At 67.7% G+C, this 18,981-nt stretch carries 19 protein-coding genes; 12 read left to right on the forward strand and 7 right to left on the reverse strand.

The annotated features are described in order from the left end of the window. Positions 1-201 precede the first annotated feature (201 nt). The 4 genes from ACQ3HB_RS02515 to ACQ3HB_RS02530 all read left to right on the forward strand — a co-directional run bounded on the left by ACQ3HB_RS02515 (position 202) and on the right by ACQ3HB_RS02530 (position 4,234). Entirely contained in the window at positions 202-1,758 is a 1,557-nt protein-coding gene (locus ACQ3HB_RS02515; RefSeq protein ID WP_430917754.1) for an Ig-like domain-containing protein, read from the forward strand. Between the two features lie 216 nt (positions 1,759-1,974). Continuing rightward, positions 1,975-2,892 (forward strand): hypothetical protein, encoded by a 918-nt coding sequence (locus tag ACQ3HB_RS02520; protein ID WP_430917428.1) that lies wholly within the window; start codon positions 1,975-1,977, stop codon positions 2,890-2,892. After that, complete coding sequence (locus ACQ3HB_RS02525) at positions 2,889-3,308, forward strand: GntR family transcriptional regulator (protein ID WP_430917430.1); 420 nt, start codon at positions 2,889-2,891, stop codon at positions 3,306-3,308. Before ACQ3HB_RS02520 ends, ACQ3HB_RS02525 begins: the two co-directional genes overlap by 4 nt. 122 nt (positions 3,309-3,430) lie before the next feature. Then, entirely contained in the window at positions 3,431-4,234 is an 804-nt protein-coding gene (locus ACQ3HB_RS02530; protein WP_430917432.1) for a tyrosine-protein phosphatase, read from the forward strand. 98 nt (positions 4,235-4,332) lie between these two features. Here the strand turns inward: ACQ3HB_RS02530 and ACQ3HB_RS02535 are convergent, their stop codons facing one another. Then, positions 4,333-5,835 carry a DUF4127 family protein gene (locus ACQ3HB_RS02535; protein ID WP_430917434.1) on the reverse strand — a complete coding sequence of 501 codons (1,503 nt, stop codon included), beginning with the start codon at positions 5,833-5,835 and terminating at the stop codon, positions 4,333-4,335. Positions 5,836-5,877: 42 nt separating this feature from the next. Next, positions 5,878-6,591: a GntR family transcriptional regulator gene (locus ACQ3HB_RS02540; RefSeq protein WP_430917436.1), complete on the reverse strand. Its 714-nt coding sequence runs from the start codon at positions 6,589-6,591 to the stop codon at positions 5,878-5,880. A gap of 172 nt (positions 6,592-6,763) precedes the next feature. Here ACQ3HB_RS02540 and ACQ3HB_RS02545 point away from each other — a divergent pair, with 172 nt between their 5' ends. Genes ACQ3HB_RS02545 through ACQ3HB_RS02565 form a run of 5 tightly spaced genes read left to right on the forward strand, consistent with a single transcriptional unit; the run spans position 6,764 to position 11,541 of the window. Then, a complete protein-coding gene (locus ACQ3HB_RS02545; protein ID WP_430917437.1) occupies positions 6,764-8,059 on the forward strand; it encodes an ABC transporter substrate-binding protein in 1,296 nt (431 codons plus the stop codon). Next, positions 8,049-8,972 (forward strand): carbohydrate ABC transporter permease, encoded by a 924-nt coding sequence (locus ACQ3HB_RS02550; protein WP_430917439.1) that lies wholly within the window; start codon positions 8,049-8,051, stop codon positions 8,970-8,972. The genes ACQ3HB_RS02545 and ACQ3HB_RS02550 overlap by 11 nt, the downstream gene beginning before the upstream one ends. Next, complete coding sequence (locus tag ACQ3HB_RS02555) at positions 8,953-9,864, forward strand: carbohydrate ABC transporter permease (RefSeq protein ID WP_430917441.1); 912 nt, start codon at positions 8,953-8,955, stop codon at positions 9,862-9,864. The genes ACQ3HB_RS02550 and ACQ3HB_RS02555 overlap by 20 nt, the downstream gene beginning before the upstream one ends. Then, positions 9,845-10,552: an N-acetylmannosamine-6-phosphate 2-epimerase gene (locus tag ACQ3HB_RS02560; protein ID WP_430917443.1), complete on the forward strand. Its 708-nt coding sequence runs from the start codon at positions 9,845-9,847 to the stop codon at positions 10,550-10,552. The genes ACQ3HB_RS02555 and ACQ3HB_RS02560 overlap by 20 nt, the downstream gene beginning before the upstream one ends. 23 nt (positions 10,553-10,575) lie before the next feature. After that, complete coding sequence (locus ACQ3HB_RS02565; RefSeq protein ID WP_430917445.1) at positions 10,576-11,541, forward strand: ROK family protein; 966 nt, start codon at positions 10,576-10,578, stop codon at positions 11,539-11,541. A 163-nt stretch (positions 11,542-11,704) separates the two neighbouring features. On the opposite strand, the gene ACQ3HB_RS02570 is transcribed toward ACQ3HB_RS02565, so the two are convergent. Together ACQ3HB_RS02570 and ACQ3HB_RS02575 are read right to left on the reverse strand one after the other, a co-directional pair. After that, positions 11,705-12,508, reverse strand: a complete 804-nt coding sequence (locus tag ACQ3HB_RS02570) for a zeta toxin family protein (RefSeq protein WP_430917446.1) — start codon at positions 12,506-12,508, stop codon at positions 11,705-11,707. Further along, positions 12,505-13,284: a hypothetical protein gene (locus ACQ3HB_RS02575; RefSeq protein WP_430917448.1), complete on the reverse strand. Its 780-nt coding sequence runs from the start codon at positions 13,282-13,284 to the stop codon at positions 12,505-12,507. The genes ACQ3HB_RS02570 and ACQ3HB_RS02575 overlap by 4 nt, the downstream gene beginning before the upstream one ends. Before the next feature lie 170 nt (positions 13,285-13,454). On the opposite strand from ACQ3HB_RS02575, the gene ACQ3HB_RS02580 reads away from it, so the two are divergent. Next, positions 13,455-14,324 (forward strand): HEAT repeat domain-containing protein, encoded by an 870-nt coding sequence (locus tag ACQ3HB_RS02580; RefSeq protein WP_430917450.1) that lies wholly within the window; start codon positions 13,455-13,457, stop codon positions 14,322-14,324. A 153-nt stretch (positions 14,325-14,477) separates the two neighbouring features. On the opposite strand, the gene ACQ3HB_RS02585 is transcribed toward ACQ3HB_RS02580, so the two are convergent. From ACQ3HB_RS02585 to ACQ3HB_RS02595, 3 genes are all read right to left on the reverse strand, one after another. Next, entirely contained in the window at positions 14,478-15,020 is a 543-nt protein-coding gene (locus tag ACQ3HB_RS02585) for an HAAS signaling domain-containing protein (RefSeq protein WP_430917452.1), read from the reverse strand. Beyond that, positions 15,017-15,367 carry a PadR family transcriptional regulator gene (locus ACQ3HB_RS02590; protein ID WP_430917454.1) on the reverse strand — a complete coding sequence of 117 codons (351 nt, stop codon included), beginning with the start codon at positions 15,365-15,367 and terminating at the stop codon, positions 15,017-15,019. Before ACQ3HB_RS02590 ends, ACQ3HB_RS02585 begins: the two co-directional genes overlap by 4 nt. A gap of 314 nt (positions 15,368-15,681) precedes the next feature. Next, positions 15,682-17,046, reverse strand: coding sequence for an LLM class flavin-dependent oxidoreductase (locus tag ACQ3HB_RS02595; protein ID WP_430917456.1), 1,365 nt, complete (start codon positions 17,044-17,046; stop codon positions 15,682-15,684). Positions 17,047-17,136: 90 nt separating this feature from the next. Between ACQ3HB_RS02595 and ACQ3HB_RS02600 the strand changes: the two genes are divergently transcribed. After that, on the forward strand, positions 17,137-18,030 hold the full coding sequence (locus tag ACQ3HB_RS02600; RefSeq protein ID WP_430917458.1) for a LysR family transcriptional regulator: 894 nt from the start codon (positions 17,137-17,139) through the stop codon (positions 18,028-18,030). A gap of 71 nt (positions 18,031-18,101) precedes the next feature. After that, positions 18,102-18,824: an SDR family oxidoreductase gene (locus tag ACQ3HB_RS02605; protein ID WP_430917460.1), complete on the forward strand. Its 723-nt coding sequence runs from the start codon at positions 18,102-18,104 to the stop codon at positions 18,822-18,824. The last annotated feature ends 157 nt before the right edge of the window (positions 18,825-18,981 follow it).

Consider the following 18,981-nt stretch of genomic DNA (forward strand, 5'->3'; position numbering starts at 1 on the left):
GGCAGGCAAGCACCAGTGATTCCCGAATCGTCCTGGGGCTTTCGTCAGCTCATTCCGCTGTCCCGACACCGTCGGCAGGCAGGGGTGGGCGCTCCCGAAGGAACACGAATGACACGCACACCAACCCGGGCCAGCACACCGCAGAGTCCCAGACCTCCGCGCCTCAGGCGGGCGTTCGGCTCACTGGCCGTCGTGACCACCATGGTCGCCGCTTCCCTCCTCGTCGCATCACCCGCGAACGCGGCCGATGTCGTCTTCACGGATCCCGGCCTGCGGGCGTGCGTGAACCAGTCGCTCGGACAGCCGGCGACCGCCTCCGTCTCGACTGCCCAGGCGGCGGGGATCACCCAGCTGTACTGCTCCGGCATCGCGAGCCTCGACGGCATTCAGGCGTTGACGTCACTCTGGGATCTGACGATCACAGGCGGTCCCCTGTCCGAGCTCGCCCCGCTCACGGGAATGACCAAGCTCACCCAGATCAACATCTCCAACGACCAGATCGCCGACCTCGGCCCGCTGGCATCACTCACGAACCTCGTCTACCTCTCCGCTGGGGGCAATTCCTACTCGGACCTCACTCCGATCAGTGGCCTCACGCAGTTGAAGTCGCTCGACGTCTCGCGCAACCAGGTCACCGATCTCACCCCACTGGCGGGTCTCTCGCAGCTCTCCGGGCTCGTGATGAACGCCAATACCGTGTCGGACCTCGCTCCGCTCGCGGGGCTGACCAACCTGGCCGCTCTCTACGCGAGCGACAACGACATCGTTGATCTCACCCCACTCTCGGGACTCACGAAGATCTTCCAGCTGTTCCTGGACGGCAACGACATCAGTGATGTCGCCCCCCTGTCGACGATCGCAGCGCTCGACAATGTCCGGCTTCAGGGGAACCACATCACGGATCTCAGCCCGCTCGGCGGCCTCCCGCTCCTCGCACAGGTGTTTGCGCAGGACCAGACGGTGACGCTGCCCGCCGTGACCGTGGGCCAGAGCACGGCGAACCCGCTCCGACTCCCCCACGGTGAGACGCAGACCGCCGTCTGGGGCGACAGCGGCAACTTCGTCCTCGCGGCCGACGGCGCTTCGTGGAGCTTCAGTTCGTCCGCCTCGAACACCGTCTCGTGGGACATGGCGTACCCGGGCCCGATCTGGCCCGCGTGGAACTTCTCCGGAACGTTCCTGCAGCGTTCCACCTCGGACATCGACGTTCTCCGGACGACGACGCTCGTCGATGACACCGCGACCACGCCGAACACGCAGCCGGTCACGATCGACGTCCTCGCGAACGACGGTCTGCCAGGCGAACCGCTCGTCGATGCGACGACACTCACGCTCCTCGATGCGGACGGCGACCCGACCACGCAGCTGACCGTGACCGGCGGCGTCTTCACGCTGTCCAACGGCACCGTCGTGTTCACCCCGACCGCAGGCTTCGCGGGCGCCGTGGCCGATGTCTCCTACCAGGTCACGAACACCGACGGTGTCTCGGGCAAGGCGGCCATCCGGGTGACCGTCACGGCATCGTCGACGCCACAGCCCTCGCCCCAGCCGACCGTCACGCCGACGGTGACGCCCACGGGCGGCACGGGCAGCGGTTCCGGCACCGCCGCATCCGGCGGCCTCGCGTCGACCGGTTTCGATGCCGGCCCTCTCGGCCTGGCAGCGCTGCTCGCTTCGCTCCTCGGCCTCGGTGTCGTGAGCATCCTCGCGTTCCGTCGCCGTCGCACTGACGCCGTCGCGAGCGACGACATCAGCTAAGCGCAACAGGCCGCTCGGGCGCGCGACCGCTTCACCGCGGTCGCGCGCCCGAGTCGTGTCGGGACCGGATGAACGGACCGATGAGCGGGACCGATGAGCGGGACCGATGAACGGGACCCATGAACGGGACCCATTGCGTCGAATCCTTGGAAAGTGTGCCATTGCTATGACACACTGTGTCTCACTCAACTGACACACTCCGGGGGACGATCGGTGTTGCTCATACAGTTCATCCAGTACGGACCGGCGACCGTCGGCCTGCTGGTCGCACTCGTCGCGCTGTTCCTCGGGAGACGGGGGCACGTGGATCTCCCGCGGCCCGTCCGCCTCTGGACGGCAATCGGGATGGCGATCGCCCTCGCGCTCATGGTCAGCTACACGGCGTGGAGCGTGTGGCCGACGTGGGTGGCGCCGCTCGGCGAGGACGCCTTCCTCATCATGCAACTCGCCCGGCACCTCGCGCCGCTCGTCCTGTGCGTCGTCGCGTTGGCGTTCCTGATCGCGCCGCGTCCCGCCCCTGGGCCGCCCGGTGCTGCTGCGCTCGAGCCCCGCACGATCCTGACCTTCGCCTCGCGACCATGGCTCTGGACCGTCGGCGTCGCGGTCGCGGTCTCCGTCGTGCTCGCCCTCCTTGCAGGGTTCGCCTCGCACGCCGATGACGCGGGCAGGTACGTGAATTTCGAGGTGCGGCTCTCGGCCTCGACGAGCGCGGGTTCGACGATCTACGGGTGGTGGTTCTCGGTCCCGTGCCTGCTCGCGATCGCACTGATCCTGGCGATCACCCTGCTCGCACTGCATCTGATCTCGCGGCCGGCGCCCGGGGCAGATGCGGAAGGCGATGCCGCGGAGCGGTCCGCGCGAATCCGCAGCGTCCTGCGAGTGGCGACCGGCGGGTTGCTCCTCCACATCGGCACGGTTCTGCAGTCGCTCGCGAGCGCCGCCTCCCTCCGAGGCGGGTTCGAGGGCGGGGCGATCGGTTGGATCGAGATCAGCCCCTCCTTCGCTGCACTCGGCCCGGCCCTGTACTGGTCCGCGGCGATCGCTGTCGTCGCCGGGTTCACGATGTGGTGGTTCACACTGGCGTCCGTCGTGCTGGTCCGCTCGCGGCGACTCACCGCACCCGTGCCCGCATGATCATCAGCCTCACCGAGCACGGCGCCGCACTCGTCGACCAGATCCAGGATCAGATCCGCGGATTCATCACGACGGGCATCCTCGCCGCGAATCAGCGGTTGCCCTCCGTTCGCCAGCTCGCGAGCGACCTCGGCATCGCGCCCGGAACCGTCGCGAAGGCGTACCGATCGCTCGAGGCCGAGGGCTTCCTGGTCACCCGGATCGGCAGTGGCACCCGCGTCAGCACGACGGCGTCGGCCACCCCTCGCGACGTCCTCGCCGCCGCACGGCAGCTCGCGGCGGCCGGCAAGCGCGAGTCGGTCGACCTCGACGAGGCGATCCGCGTCCTGCGTGCCGTGTGGCGGGACCGGCCGACACCTGCGGGACCGGGGGCGGAGCACGGCGACTTCGAGCGTCCGAGACCTGCCGACGGGTGATCCGTCGCCGCTACTCTGATGCTGACATGGGAATCGGACCGGTGAACCAGCGGGGACACACCTCGGCGACCGGTCCCGCATCCGCCCCGCGAACCGCATCAGCCCCGCCCAGAGGAGTCAGTATGTCCACCGAACCGTTCGACCGCCGTGTCCTCCTGCAGACCGCCCCGAATCTGCGCGACCTCGGTGGCATCCCCGTCGTGGGCGGGGTCGTCCGGCCCGGCGAGCTGTACCGGTCGGCGACGCTGGCCAAGCTCGCGGGAGACGACGTCGCGACCTTCGCGGAGCTCGACGTCGAGACGGTGTACGACTTCCGCACCGAGGCCGAACGCGAAGGCGCCCTCGACAACGTCCCGGAGGCGACGCGCGTGCTCTGGCTCGACGTCCTCGCGGACAACGCCGACAACGCGGCCGCGACCGGTCTGTTGCTCAAGGACCCCGCCGCGTACGCCGCGACGGTGACCCAGGGTCAGGTCATCGCACAGTTGGAGGAGGCCAACCGCAACTTCATCAGCCTGCCCTCCGCCCTCGCCGCCTACCGTGCCTTCTACCTGGACCTCATCGACGAGAACCGCACGGGCGCGGCCCTGTTCCACTGCACCACGGGCAAGGACCGCACCGGCTGGGCCGCCGCATCGTTCCTCCTGCTCCTCGGAGCAGACGAAGCCGACATCCGCGCCGACTATCTCCAGACCAACGTGGACCTCGCGCCGATGACGGATCCGATCCTCGCGTTCATCGCGAGCAAGGGCGTGGATCCTGAGCTGATCCGCCCGCTCCTCGGTGTGCGCGACAACTACTTGGATGCCGCGCTCGACGAGCTGCGTGCCTGCTACGGCACCATCGAGGACTACGCGCGCGACGGCCTGGGCCTCGCCGACGAGCAACTCGTGACGCTCCGGGCACGGTTCACGCGGGCGGGCTGAAGGCGAATCGCGCGACAAGAGGACGCTCAGCTCAGAGCGTCCTTTTGCGAAGCGGTTCTCCTCCTGCGATGCCACTGCGCGGATCAATGCAGCACCAATCAGGGGCGTTCAAGGTCCAGCCCGATCTCGAAACTCCGACCCCAGGGCAGCGTCACCTCGGTGATCCGCCACGGTTCCGCGTCGCGGGTGACCCAGTCGAGATACGCCTGGAGCTCTCGACGGATCCGAGTGATGGCCGCTTGCTGCGCATCCGGAGCGACCGGAGCGATGCTGCCGCCGAACTCGTCGGTACTCATCGCGAGACGGGTCCCGCTCTGGTAGGCACGGTCGTCGAGCACGCGCACGAGCAGCGCCCTCCTGGCCTCGTTCTCATCGAAGCGGCCGACCCTCCTGCCGAGCCACTGTGCCGCCGCCTGCGCGACGGCGCCGCCGATGGAGTTCCCCGCCGTGTTCCAGCCACCGTATGACCAGAGTCGCAGCAGCAACCCCTCCTCGGCCAAGCGGTCGACGAGATCGGGGTCGCCGCCATTGCTGAAGCGCACATCCGCGAGCGCGACGCCGGCACCGGAGTCGAGCGCCGAGCGCACCGCCGCAACAGTGCCTGCGACCGCATCCGGGTCGGAATACGGTGCGGCGCCGAAGAAGTCACCCCGTGCAGGGTCCGGCGCGTGCACGACCATCACCAGGTCAGCCGCCCCGTCGACCCGCGACACCGCTCCGCCCGAAGCGACGATCTGACGGGTCACGCTGTCGAGGACGGGCGCGTTCTCGAAGTTCGGGACGCGGTCGAGTCCTCCGGCCTCAGCACAGACGATGCTCCACCTCGGCGCCTCCGAACCGGCGGAGATCGCTCTCGCGACGAGCACCGCACCCACCTCGTCCGCCCCTGGGTACATCATCACGGCACGCCCGCGCGGAAGCGCCCGCGCCCAGTGCCGAAGCCACAGCTGCTCGGCCGAGCCCGCCGAGTGCGGCGCCGTGTCGTCGGCGGTGAGCGCCAGCGTCTCGATCGTGCCCTCCTCATGGAGTGCGAGTGCGGCGAGGTTGATGGTGTGATTGCGCAGACGACGCAGCTCGAAGTCGCTGCGAACGGCATCCGGCACGGTCACGGACGGAGCGGACTCGGCATGCGCCCGGCCTGCTGCATCCGCCTCGACCAGCCGGTGCAGGTCGCCACCCAGCGCGTGGAGTTCGCGCCCGTGCGCCGACCAGTAGCCCGGCTCCTCCACGTTCGAGTACGAGTCGCTCGCCCGCATGATCAAGGAGGCAGCGGTCACCACGAGGTCGGGGGACGCGACGGTCAGCTCACGCAGGATGTCGAGGCGCCGCAGCACCGATGCCGTCGAGTCATCGGTGATCCGCGCCGGGATGATGCCGCCGTGAACGAGCGTGTCGACGCACACCACCAGGTGATCGATCCCGGGACCGGCGACGATCTCACGGAGCCACTCGTGCAGGAGACCGATGTCGGCCGGCTCTCGGAACCTGGGCATGGCCTCCACGGGCGGGAGCAACAGTTCGATGCCGGCGATCGCGGCGACCTCCCGCGGGAGTTCGACGTTGACGGGGCGTTCGTCGAGGGGCACTAGGGCGATTCGCATGGAACTTTCCTGGAACGGGTGGAGGGAATCGATCGGCTGGGCTCAGCGCGAGCGGTGGATCTGGAGCTCGTAGTGGTACCGGTCGCCGCGGTACGTCGACTCCGCGTACTCCACGGCGCGATCCTTCGCATCGAAGCTGGTACGGGTCACGTAGAACGCCGGCGAGAACGCCGGCGCGCGCAGGATGGTCGCCTCCTCGGGTTCGAGCACGCTCGCGTGGATGGACTGCTCGGCCCACTCGATGCGCATGCCGTACTCGGTTTCGAGGATCTGGTAGAGGGATTCCTCGCCGACGTTGTCGATCAGGCCGGGGAAGAGCTTGGGGTTCAGATACGAGTCCTCGAGCGCCATCGGCTCTCCATCAGCCGTGCGCGCCCGCCTGATGTGGAAGACCTCGTCGGAGGGACTGACCTGCAGTTTGGCGCCGAGTCGCGCCCCGGCCTGCATCGTCTCGCTCACGAGGATGGACGACCCAGGCACCAGCCCGCGGGCCCGCATGTCCTCGCTGAACGAGGTGAGCTCGACCGACTTCGTGATGCGCGGAGCGGCGACGAACGTACCGGCGCCCTGCACCCGGTAGACCAGCCCGTCGTGCTCCAGCCGGTCGAGGGCACGCCGCACGGTGAGTCGACTCACGTCGAACTCGGTGGCGAGCTCCCGCTCGGCGGGAAGTTTGGAGTGCGGCTCGAGCCCACGATCGATCACGTCGACCAAGTGTTGTCTGAGCCGTTCCGACTTGGTGTGCTGTTCCGCCATGCCGACCGCATCCTTTCACTGAATTGGTAACAACCATTTTACGGACATCGGGTCAGGTATTCGCAAGCACTGCGCTCATTTCGCGAAATCTGTTGACATGATCAGGCCAAGTGGAGTACACCAATCTACAAGCACCTTCACACCCGAGCCTTCACTCACCCAAAGGACCACCATGAAAACCAGCAGCACTGCACGACGGCCCGCGCTGCGCGTCATCGCTCTGACGAGCGTCGCGGCCGCCGCGATCGCCCTCACCGGATGTTCGGGCGCGGCCGACGCCGGGCCGACGAAGATCACGTTCTCCTACCTCTGGGGCGGAGAAGAAGCGAAGACGCTCGAGAAGGTCATCGCCGACTTCAACGCGAGCCAGAACGAGATCACCGTGGTCGGCGTCTCCAGCCCGGACGCACAGAAGCAGCTCACCTCGATGTCGTCGAGCAACGGCAGCTTCGACATCTCCGACAACTTCGGCAATACCGTCGGCTCGTGGGCGTCGAAGGGCATCCTCGCGCCGCTCGACGACTACCTGAAGACCGAGAAGGTCGACCTCGGCGACTTCGCGCCTGCCTCGATGAATCAGATGAGCTACAACGGCAAGACCTACGCACTCCCGATCGCCGTACACACGCAGCAGCTCATGTACAACAAGGACCTGTTCGCAGCGGCCGGTGTCGAACCGCCGACCACGATGGACGAGCTGGCCACGGCCATCCAGAAACTCACCATCACCGACGCGTCCGGAACGATCACCCAGATCGGACTCGGCAACCCGTCGACCTCCACCCTGTTGACCACGCTCGGCTACGCGTTCGGCGGCACCTGGGACGGCGAGGACGGTAAGACGCCGTCACCGACGGACCCCAAGAACATCGCGGCCCTCGACTGGTACACGTCAACGCTGACGGACACCTACGGCGCCGACAAGATCGCCTCGTTCACGAGCGGTCTCGGCCAGTACATGTCCGCCCAGGATCCGTTCTACACCGGCAAGGAAGCCATGGTGATCGACGGCGAATGGCAGGCGGTGAACATCCCGAAGGTCGCCCCGAACCTCAACTGCGGCGTGATCGACATCCCCGCGGTGAACGACGCACTGGCGGCCACCACTCAGGTGTCCACGAGCACCCTGTTCATCCCGAGCAACTCGAAGCACAAGGCGGAAGCCGCGAAGTTCCTCGCCTACATGGTCGACGACAAACCGATGACCACGTTCACCCTCGCGCTCGGAAACTTGCCGTCGAAGACGTCGTTGCTCACCGATCCGGCCTACCAGGCGATCCCGAACTTCGACTCGTGGCTCACAGCACTCACGAGCAAGAATGCCCAGTCGCTCGCGAGCCGCCCGTACAGCGCCCAGTACGCGACCGACCTGGGCACCGCCTTCGACGACGTCGTCCGCGGAGTGGCCACCCCGAAGGATGCGATGTCGTCGGTCGCGGACAAGGCCAAGTCCTACGATGTCGGCTAAACCCGTCAACCGCAGTACGCGGCGCCAGACCCGCCTGGGTCTGGCGTTCGCGTCGCCGTTCATCGTGGGCGCGGCGGTGTTCATCATCTGGCCCGTCCTCGCCTCCGCCGGCTACAGCTTCACGAACTTCAACCTGTTCCAGGCGCCGGAGTGGGTGGGGCTCGACAACTACGCGCAGATGCTGCAGGACACCACGTTCTGGAAAGCGCTGTGGAACACGTTGTTCCTCACCGTCTTCGGTGTTCCGCTCACCATCCTCATCTCGATCGCCGGAGCGCACTTCCTCAACCTGCCGGTACGCGGGCAGCCGCTCTACCGCGCACTGGTCTACCTGCCGACGATCGTCCCCGTGGTCGTGGGCGGCTACCTCTGGCGGTGGCTGCTGAACACGCAGTACGGCTTCGTCAACTACTTCCTCGGCCTGCTCCACCTGCCGCAGCCAGAGTGGCTGGAGCAACCGGACTGGGGCAAGCCGGCCATCCTGCTCATGTGCCTGTGGACCATCGGCGGAACGATGATCATCTATCTCGCCGCCATCAAGGACGTGCCGGCCGAACTCTTCGAAGCCGCCGAGCTCGACGGCGCCGGATGGTTCAAACGGTTTCGGTACATCACCTGGCCGACGATCTCACCGGTGACCCTGTTCCAGGTGATCGTCACGGTGATCGCCTACCTGCAGATCTTCACGCAGCCCTACCTGCTCACCCAGACCAGGCTCAACGAGGCGAGCGGAGGGCCGGGCCAATCGATGATCAGCTACGCGATGTATCTGTACCAGAACGCGTTCGTCTTCCTCAAGATGGGCTATGCGTCCGCGATGGCCTGGGTGCTGTTCCTGATCACCCTGGTGATCACGCTGCTGTTGCTCTGGTCCTCCAAGAAATGGGTTCACTATGGTTCTGAACGCAACTGAGATACGCAACGGCAGCGGAGACGGATTCACGACGGGATCCCCTGAGAGCCCGCGGGAGAAACGGACGGTTCGACGCCGTCCCGGCCGCACCACCGGTCGGTACGTGCTCGTCTGGGTGCTGACGCTCGTCTTCGTCTTCCCGTTCCTCGCCATGCTGAGCACAGCATTCAAGATGCCGGACGACATCTTCAGCGTGCCGCCGAATCTCTGGCCGAAGGAATGGACGCTCGTGAACTTCGCGGCGGTCTTCGATCAGATCCCGTTCTGGCAGTACCTCTGGAACACCATCCTCATCGCCGCGATCTCCGTACTCGGCATGCTCATCGCTTCTCCGCTCGTGGCCTACTCCCTGGCGAAGATCGGTTGGCGGGGAAGACGTCCGCTCCTGATCATCGTCATGGCGACCATGATGCTGCCGCCGCAGGTGACGATGATCCCGCTGTTCCTGCTCTGGAACGGGCTCGGCGCGACCAACAGCATCATCCCGCTGGTGGCGCCCGCCTTCTTCGGGACGCCGTTCCTCATCTTCATGATCCGGCAGTTCCTGATGTCGGTGCCGGACGAGCTGCTGCAAGCGGCACGGATCGATAGTGCGTCCGAGTTGCGCATCTACTGGTCGATCGTGCTTCCGCAAGCGCGGCCCGCCCTCATCACGGCGACCATCTTCCAGTTCGTGTGGGCGTGGACAGACTTCCTGAACCCACTGATCTATCTCAACGACCCATCGAAGTACACGCTGTCGATCGGCCTGTACTCCTTCTTCGGCGAGCACAACGTCGAGTGGGGGCCGTTGATGGCTGCGTCCGTTCTCTTCACCATTCCCGCTCTCGCACTCTTCGTGGTGTTCCAGCGTTATTTCGTAGGAGGTATCAGTGCTGGGGCACTCAAGTAGCGACGAACGGACGGATGCTCTGGCCCGACTCCTCGACACGCTCGAGGGCGGCCTGATCGTTTCGTGCCAGGCGTCTTCCGGCTCGCCGATGCGGGACACTCGGACCATCGCGCGGCTCGCGGTGAGCGCGCTGCAAGGCGGCGCCGTCGCGCTGCGGGTGAATTCACCTGCGGACGTCGAAGCGGTCAGGGCCGTCACCACGGTCCCCATCATCGGCCTCCACAAACAGCAAGGGGAACGGCGTAGCGTGATCACGGTGACCGACGAACAGGTTCTGGGACTCGCCGTGGCCGGAGCGGACATCGTGGCGGTCGACGCGACGCGCGAAGTGTTCGATGACATCGCCGGTCGTCTCGCGCGAGCCGCGGGGGTGTCACCCGTCCCGCTGATGGCCGACGTCTCGACGCTCGACGAGGGCGTGCAGTCGTGGGAGGCCGGCGTGCCGTTCGTCGGCACCACCCTCTCCGGATACACCCCGTACTCCAGCGGGGGTCTCGCGCCGGACGTGCGGTTGGTGTCGGAGTTGGCGTCGCGCGGCGTTCGCGTCCTGGCGGAAGGGCGCTACGCGAAACCCGATGACGTTGCCCGCGCGTTCGACGCGGGAGCGTTCGCCGTCGTGGTGGGCGGGGCGATCACCGACCCGGTGGCGATCACCCGTCGGTTCGCGGCCGCGACGCCACACCGATGAGCGGCGAGACGCGGATGCATGGCGTGGAGCGACCGGATGGCGCGGCGCTGCGCTCGGATGCGACCGTCGGGATCGACATCGGCGGCACCAAGATCTCGGCAGCAGTCGTCGACCGCGGCGGCAAGATCACCGGGAGGGCGGAGGTGCCCACCCCGGCTTCCGAGGGCCCGGAGGCCATCCTTGATCGCGCGTCGGAGTTGGCCGTGCGAGTCGCATCGTCTGCGGGCATCACTCCCGAGCACTACGGAGTGGGCAGCGCCGGCGCGTTCGACGAGCGCGGCCGCGTCGTGCACGCGACGGACCATCTCGCACACTGGGCGGGAACCGACGTGTCGAGGGGGTTCGAGAGGCGGCTCGGTGCTCCGGTCGTCGTCGTGAACGACGTTCACGCTGCGGCGCTTGGAGAACGGTGGTCGGATGGTGCCGCGGAGCTCGATCGGTTCCTCTTCGTCGCTGTGGGCACCGGCATCGCGGGAGCCGTCGTCGCCGGAGGGAGAGTGCTGCGCGGCGCGTCCGGCTTGGGCGGATCGATCGGGCACGTCCGGATCCCTTCGGATCGGCGACGCGTGTGCTCATGCGGAGGCGTCGACCACATCGAGGCGTTCGCGAGCGGTCCGGGCATCGAACGCAGCTATCTCGAGTTCACCGGCGAACCTCGCAGCCTTCGCGAGGTCGCCCGGTTGGCGGGCGCCGGTGACATCGTCTCCGCTGCAGTGATCCGGATGGCCGCGGAGGAGCTCGGTGACTCCCTGGCCGCGGCGGTCACAGTGTTCGACCCGGGTGTCGTGGTGCTCGGGGGCGGAGTGGCCGACATCGGCGAGCTCTTCCTGTCCCCGCTCAGCGCGCGCCTGGCGGCTGCACTGCGTACGCCGTTCGCCGACGTCGTGGTGCGCCGAGCCGACTACGGCAGCGACGCTGCTCTTCTGGGCGCCGGTGGGTTGGCGCTGCGCCTGCAGGCGGGAGGCGCTCTCGCGGACCACTTCGCCTGAGGTGCGCGGACGATCGCCAAAGCCCGGCAAGGGCGCCCGGGGCTCCGCGTCCGGGTCGGAAGCTCTCGCATCATCTCCACCATCGACGACGGAGTGCTCGTGATCGTCGTCGTCGCACTCGCGCACCGGCAGGACTTCTCCAGCTGACAACCGGGTGGAGCGCCTACAACCGATTCAGCTCCACCGTCCACCCGAGCCCCTCGGCCACCCCGCGCAACGCGTCGGCGTTCGCGGCACAGTTCGAGACAGGCGCGCCCGGCGCGTACTGCTTACGGATCGTGTCCGGCGAGACGAACCGACCGCCCATCCCATCGCGATCCGCCTCCCGGTCCGCCCACCAACGGCCGAGCGCCTGCTCGATCGCCTGCTCCGCGGTGGTCTCCACGTCGTAGATCACGAGCCGTCGATACTGGTGCTGGTCCAACTGCGATAGGAGCTCCGTCGTATGATCCGTGCTCGACAACGTGCCGTGGATGATGATGTTCTCGCCATTCGCCAGGCACCGTTCGCGCATCGTGCTCGCGATCGTCGTCGACTCCGCATGCACAAACCCCGCCAGCTCCCGCAGGGCCACCGGTCGCCCATCGGCCAGGGTGTACTCGAGCAGCTCCGCCAACACGTCCCGCTCCCCCATGAGCAACGGGTCCTTGAACGCGTCCGCATCGATGTGCCGATAGGTCGCCAACGCGGGATCCGCGGAGAGCGCCGTCGACTTCCCCGCACCGGGAGGCCCCGCCGTGACCACGATGCCGAGGCTGTTCTGCTGCGACACCGCAGGCTGCTTCGCCAGCTCGTCCGCGATCAGCTCCAGGTGTAACTCCAGGCGGTCCGCGTCGTACAGCTCACCGTCGTCCGAGTAGAGCCAGCGGGTCGACGCGTCGGGCTCATCCGACCAGGGATCGTCGAGCCCGTTCCGGCTCAGGAACGCGGCGAGGTCCTCCGCGACCCGGTCACGCGCCGACGTCATGCCGTGCCGTCGCCGCGCGCAGGATCGCCAGGACCATCAGGACCGCCAGGACCATCGGCAGACCCATCGGCAGACCCAGGCCCGCCCGGACCGTCGGCGCCGTCGACACCGCCGCGACCGAAGCCGCCGCGACCGGGCCCACCCCGACCGGACCTCTCCTGTCGCGCCTGGCGGGGTTGACGTGACGGCCGTTCCCCGCGACCGGGCCGCGTCGGCGTGATCGACTTCCGCAGCGCCTCGTATTCGTCCTTCGAGAGCAGCCCCTCCTGGAACGACGACGCGAGCTCCTTCGCCGTACCGGTACTCGTCGCGGACCCGTCGAATCGCGCTTCCGGCTTCGGCGGCTGCGAGGTCAGCGCCATGTGGGTGAGCGCCTCCATCATCGCCTCGGTCGAGAGGATGCCGGTGGCGCGACGCAGGATGATCTCGCGCGGCGAGGGCTCCGCCTCCGTCAGTTCGCGACGTTTGAGCCGACGATGAACCTCCGGCTGGGACAGCTCGACGAGCTTCGCGATCTCCCGCTGCGACATGCCTCGGTCAGCGAGCGCGAAGATGCTGCGGCGAACGTCCAGATCGGCGAGTTGCCGGAGATCGCGGGACCGGACGGCCTTGGCGATCTCGTCCTCGTACTCGGCTGGCGTCACATCACCACGTCGCCTGGTCCGTTGAGCGTCCCGCAATCCCTCCAGGATGCGTTTGGCCTCCGCAGCGTGTGCGGCGCGCGCGGCGGCCTGCGCAGCACGATCGGCGGCCTGTGCGGCGCGGTCGGGCGGCATGCCTCCCGCTCGACGGGGGTCCCTCGGCTCTGGTCTCATGTCCACGCCCTTCTGATACCAAACGTATCAAGAGGTCAGGAGTCCGTGAAGGGTCCGGACGGCGAATACCTGCGACATACAGGACCGGAATGCCGAAACACGCGCTTGGATGGAACGTGGAGGTGGTCACGATGACCCAAACGGACACGAACGAAGCAGCAGGTCGACTGCGCGCCGCGCTGGAAGCACCCGCATCGTCGGCGCGGTTGCAGGCTGCGCTCACCGCGGGGAGCACGCCGGCGCCCGCCTACATCGACGTGCTCGTCGAGCGATGTGCGATCGAACCGGACTTCTACGTCCGCGACATGCTCACCTGGGCCCTCATCCGCAACGACACGACGGCCGTCGCCGAGCGCCTCCGGCCCGAACTCACCTCCGACATCGCACAAGCGCGTGCGCAAGCGCTCCACACCCTGTCGAAGATCGGCGAGCCCACCACCTGGCCGCTCATCACGCTCGACCATCTGCGTGACGAGGACGACGCCGTCGCCCGCACCGCCTGGCGCGCCGCCGCCCGTCTCGTCCCTGCCGGCGAAGCGGTGGACTTGGCAGAGGTCCTGGTGACGCAGTTCAATCGCGGCGATCGGGAGACGCAACTGAGCCTGAGTCGCGCGTTCAGCGCGCTCGTCGCGCTCGGAGCCGATACGGCCTCAGGACCGGTCAGTGCTGGCGCTGGCGCCGCCGATGGCGCCGCCGCCGCCACTGCTGCTACGACCGCTGCTACTGCTGCTGCCATCGCCTCCGTCGTCGAACGGGCGAAGGCCGACCCCGACCCAGCCGTGCGCATCCACGCCGCCGCGACCGAACGACTCATGCACGACCCCGATGAGGGCTTCGATGCAGCGATGTCGGAAGCACGAAGGACCGCCGCGGGGAGCGGCGCGCCGCAAGGCGACGTACCACGGGACGCTGCGCCGCAGATTGCCGGCCAGGACCACCGGCTGCACGATGACGACCGGCACGACGCGACGGACGAGCAGGACACCTCGGACGAGTCGTAGGACGCGCGCCTTCGCCCCATCCTTGCCCTCTGTTCACAACTCAGGAGAAGCTCGGCGTGTCGACCTCCCCGTGCGGTGTTCCGGCCTCAACACGCCGCGGCGCTCCTGAGTTGTGAACATCCGGGGGGCAGTCCAGCCCCTGGCCCAGCCCGACTACCGCCAGGTGCGCCGCAGGTGGTCGCTGACGAACGCGTTCACGATGATCGGCACGGCGAGGAAGATGATCACGCCGATCAACCACACATCGGTTCCGCGGAAGATCATGATGCCGGCGACCGAGACGAGCGCCGCGCCGATCGAGATCAGGATCGACCTCCGGCGGATCTGGGGTGTCCAGTGGTCGCCGATGCCGATCATCACGAGGCCGGCGATCCAGCCGAGGACGGGGACGAGGTACCAGCCGGCGGTGAGCACGATGCCGGTGGCGGTCGCGTAGCCCTTCGTCACCGGTTGCTTCGCGGGTGTCGAAGGGCTGGCTACGTTCGAGTCGTCGACCGTCGCGTCGGCGGCGATCACGTGTGGGTCGCCGAGTTCGGCGATGCGTGCGCGGGTCTCTTCGTCGGTCAATCCGTCGAAGCCGCCAGCGACATCGGCGAGGATCTCCGCCTGCAGCGCCGCGGGCGCTCCGGCGAGCGCCGCGCGGAGTTCGTTCAGGTAGTCCTCTGCCAGCTTGCTCTGGGAGTTGTTGCTGCTCATCGAAGTGTTCCTTCCTGGTGCGGCTTCGGGGCTGTGATGCTCTGGACGGCGGCGGCGAACGGCTGCCACTGCTCGCGGAACTGGCGGAGCTGATCGCGTCCGTCGGAGGTGATGGCGTAGTACTTGCGGGGACGCGCAGAGTCGGCTGCGTCGGCGTGAGCGACGATCAGCCCTTGTTCGCGCAGTCGCGACAGGAGCGGGTAGAGGGTGCCGATACTGCCGATAAGCCCCTTCGCGATGAGCTGCTGCGAGATGTGCCAACCGTAGGCGGGCGACTCCTGGAGCAGTCCGAGGACGCAGTACTCGACCACGCCCTTGCGGAGCTGCGCACCAACGTCACTTGTCATGCATTGCAGCATATGCTGCATCGCAAGGTTTCGCTACCCGCACTGACTCGCGAGGGGTCGCACATGGCCCGTTCGGGCCCGTCCGCACGAGCCAGATGCGCCCCCTCGCGGGCCAACTCGGTACGCGGGCCAACCGATAGGTCCGCACCGCCGCACGGCAGAAGGAGAACCGCTCGAGGGAAGGATCGATTCGCCGATCACGTCCTTCTCTCGTGCGGTTCTCCTCCTCTCAGGCAGCGCGCACCGAACCCGGACCCCGCTCCCGAACCCGCTCCCGGACCCCGCTCCCGCTCAACGAACGCGGACCCCGAACTTCAGACCCGGTACTGAGCCCCGAGGTGCTCGGCGGGCAGGCGGTCGCCGCGTCCGTGGAGCTTGTTGCGCAGCGTGCCGTCGGCGTACTCCGTCGGGTAGGCGCCGCGAGCCTGCAGCTCCGGGATGATGAACTCCACGACGTCCTCGAAGGTGCCGGGCGTGATCGCGTACGCGAGATTGAAGCCATCGACGTCCGTCTCCTCGACCCACTCCTGCAGATGATCGGCGACCTCCGCGGGCGACCCGACGATGAACGGCCCGAGACCGCCGATCGCCCCGAGTTTGGCGATGTCGCGCACCTTCCACTCGCCGCCGTCCTCGTTCGCGCCCTGGAAGTTCGCGACCGCGGACTGGATGGCGTTGCTCTTGACGTTGCCGATGGGTTCGTCGAGGTCGTACTGCGACAGGTCGATGCCCATCCACCCCGACATGAAGACGAGCGCGCCCTCCTCGCTCGCGTACCGCAGGTAGTCCTCGTGCTTGGCCTTCGCGAGCTCGCTCGTCTCGTCGGTGATGATCGTGAGGAGCGTGTAGATCTTCGCGGAGTAACGGTCACGTCCGGCGGCCTCGAGCGCGTCGCGGATGTTCTTCACCGTTGACGTCAGGAGAGCTTTCGTGGGCGATGCGACGAAGATCGCTTCGGCGTTCCCGGCGGCGAATCGGATGCCGCGAGGCGATGCTCCCGCCTGGTAGATCACGGGCGTGCGCTGCAGCGACGGCTCGGACAGGTGGATGCCGGGGACCGTAAAGTGCTTGCCCCGGTGGCCGATCTCGTGCACCTTCGTGGGATCCGTGAAGACACCCGTCTCACGATCGCGGATGACGGCGTCGTCCTCCCATGACCCCTCCCACAGCTTGTAGAGCACCTCGAGGTACTCGTCCGCGAGGTCGTAGCGGTCGTCGTGTTCGAGCTGGTCGTCGTGCCCCATGTTGCGGGCGGCGCTCGGCAGGTACCCCGTGACAACGTTCCAGCCGACACGTCCTTGCGTGAGGTGGTCGAGCGTGGACATGCGCCGCGCGAACGGGTACGGGTGCTCGTAGGCGGTGCCCGCAGTGATGCCGAACCCGAGGTGCTCGGTGGCGGCGGCCATCGCCGAGACGAGCAGGATCGGGTCGTTCACGGGCACTTGGGCGCCATGCCGGATGGCCGCTTCGTTGGATCCGCCGTACACGTCGTAGGTGCCGAGGACGTCCGCGATGAAGATGCCGTCGAACCGGCCGCGCTCCAGCAGCTTGGCCAGTTCGGTCCAGTAGGACAGTTCCTTGTAGCGCCAGGACTGGTCCTCGGGATGACGCCACATGCCGGACGACTGGTGGGCGACGCAGTTCATGTCGAACGCGTTGAAACGGATCTGACGGGTCATGCGCTCCATCCTCCGCGTCGACCCTGCGCGCGGCCCGAATCTCGTCACATTCCGTCACAGAGGAAGAGGGGACGGGGTTAGGATCCGAGCATGCCCGATCTGGACCTCCGCAAACTGCGGTACTTCCTCGCGGTCGCCGAGGAGCTCAACTACGGTCGCGCGGCTGAACGCCTCCACATTGCGCAACCCGTCCTGAGCCGCCAGATCACGGCACTCGAACGGGAGCTCGGCGTTGCCCTCTTCGACCGCTCCAAGCGTGGGACGACCCTGACCGATGTCGGCACGCTGCTCGTCGAGGACGCCAGAGCGCTCCTCAACACGGGCGGTGCCCTGCAGCGACGAGCGCGGGCGGCAGGACGATCCGACGACCGCATCGCCATCGGCTTCATGCCCGGCATCATCGTCACCCCGGTCGTTCGTGAACTCCGATCGCGGTTCCCAAGCCTCGTCGTCGACGTCATCCGCACCGGTTGGGACACGCAGGTCGAGCTCCTCCACGACGGCACGGTCGATGCGAGTTTCGTGCGTCTGCCCGTCGCGCAGCGAGGCCTCCGGGTCACGCCGCTCTTCACGGAGCCGCGGGTCGCCGTCCTGCCGGTCGGGCACCCGCTCCTCGAACACGTCTCGGTCACGATGACCGATCTCGCGACACTCGATCTCCTCCAGGACCCCGATGCGGTCCCCGAATGGCGCGATGCCGCCACACGCGTCAAACCGACGGCTCTCGCCATCGACCACGCGGGTCTGCCCGCCCTGCACACGGTCGAGGAGAAGCTGGAACACGTCGCGGGCGGCGCCGGGCTCGTCATCCTGCCGGAGTCGACGGCGCGGTTCTACACCCGGCCCGATGTCGCGTATCGCGCGATCGACGATCTGCCGGGCGGCGCGGTCGCGATCGCGATCGAGGCCACTCGCCGCTCATCGAGCCTGGATGCGCTGGTGGAGATCGCGACGGAGCAGTTCTCCCCGGCGACGACCCCCTGATACCCCCAGGGCATCACAGGCGTCTCGACAGGTCTTGGACGGCCCTGCACCGCCCGGCGCACACTGGCGTCATGACCATCACCACAGACACACGAATCGTCCTCCTCGGCGGAACCTCCGGCATCGGACTCGCCACCGCGCGCGCAGCCGCAGCCGCCGGCGCGACCGTCTTCATCGGCTCCCGCAACGCGTCCTCGGTCGAGCGCGCCCTCGCCGAACTCCCCCCGACCGTCACCGGCGCCGTCGTCGACGCGTCGTCGAGCGAGGACGTCGGCCGCTTCTTCGACGGCATCGGCGAGTTCGATCACTTCGCGTACACGGCCGCCGACAACCTGCGCTCCGTGACGATCCAGGACTTCACGGTCGAGCAGGGACTCTCCTTCCTCGGGCTGCGCCTCGTGCACGCGCTCGACGCCGTCCGCCTCGCCGTCCCGCACCTCCGCGCCGGCGGATCGATCACCCTCACGAGCGGGACCGCCGCGTTCAAGGGCGGCGCGGGCTGGGTGCTCGGATCGGCCGCGTCCGGCGCGACGATCTCCGCCGCCAAGTCACTTGCGGTGGAGCTCGCACCACTGCGGGTCAATGCGGTCGCACCCGGCGTCGTGCGATCACCGCTCTGGTCACAGCTGAGAGATGCCGACCGCGAGGCCATGTATCAGGCGACGGGCGCGAGCCTGCCGGTCGGTCGTGTCGCCGAACCCGAAGACGTCGCAAAGGCGTTCCTCGCCCTCATGGATCAGGACTACGTGACCGGCACCGTCTCGGTCGTCGACGGCGGGACGCTCGTCGCCTGAGTCTGAGGCCGCGTCGCACCCGCTCACCCCGGCAGCCGCGCGTCGCACCATCTGAGAGGAGTCGCGCCGCCTGAGGGAAGGAGAACCGCGAGAGGGAAGGACGATTCAGGTCGTTCCGTCCTCCTCTCGCGCGGTTCTCCTCCTCTCATGCAACGCA

Source organism: Plantibacter lichenum, assembly GCF_050587525.1.
Taxonomy (GTDB): Bacteria; Actinomycetota; Actinomycetes; order Actinomycetales; family Microbacteriaceae; genus Plantibacter.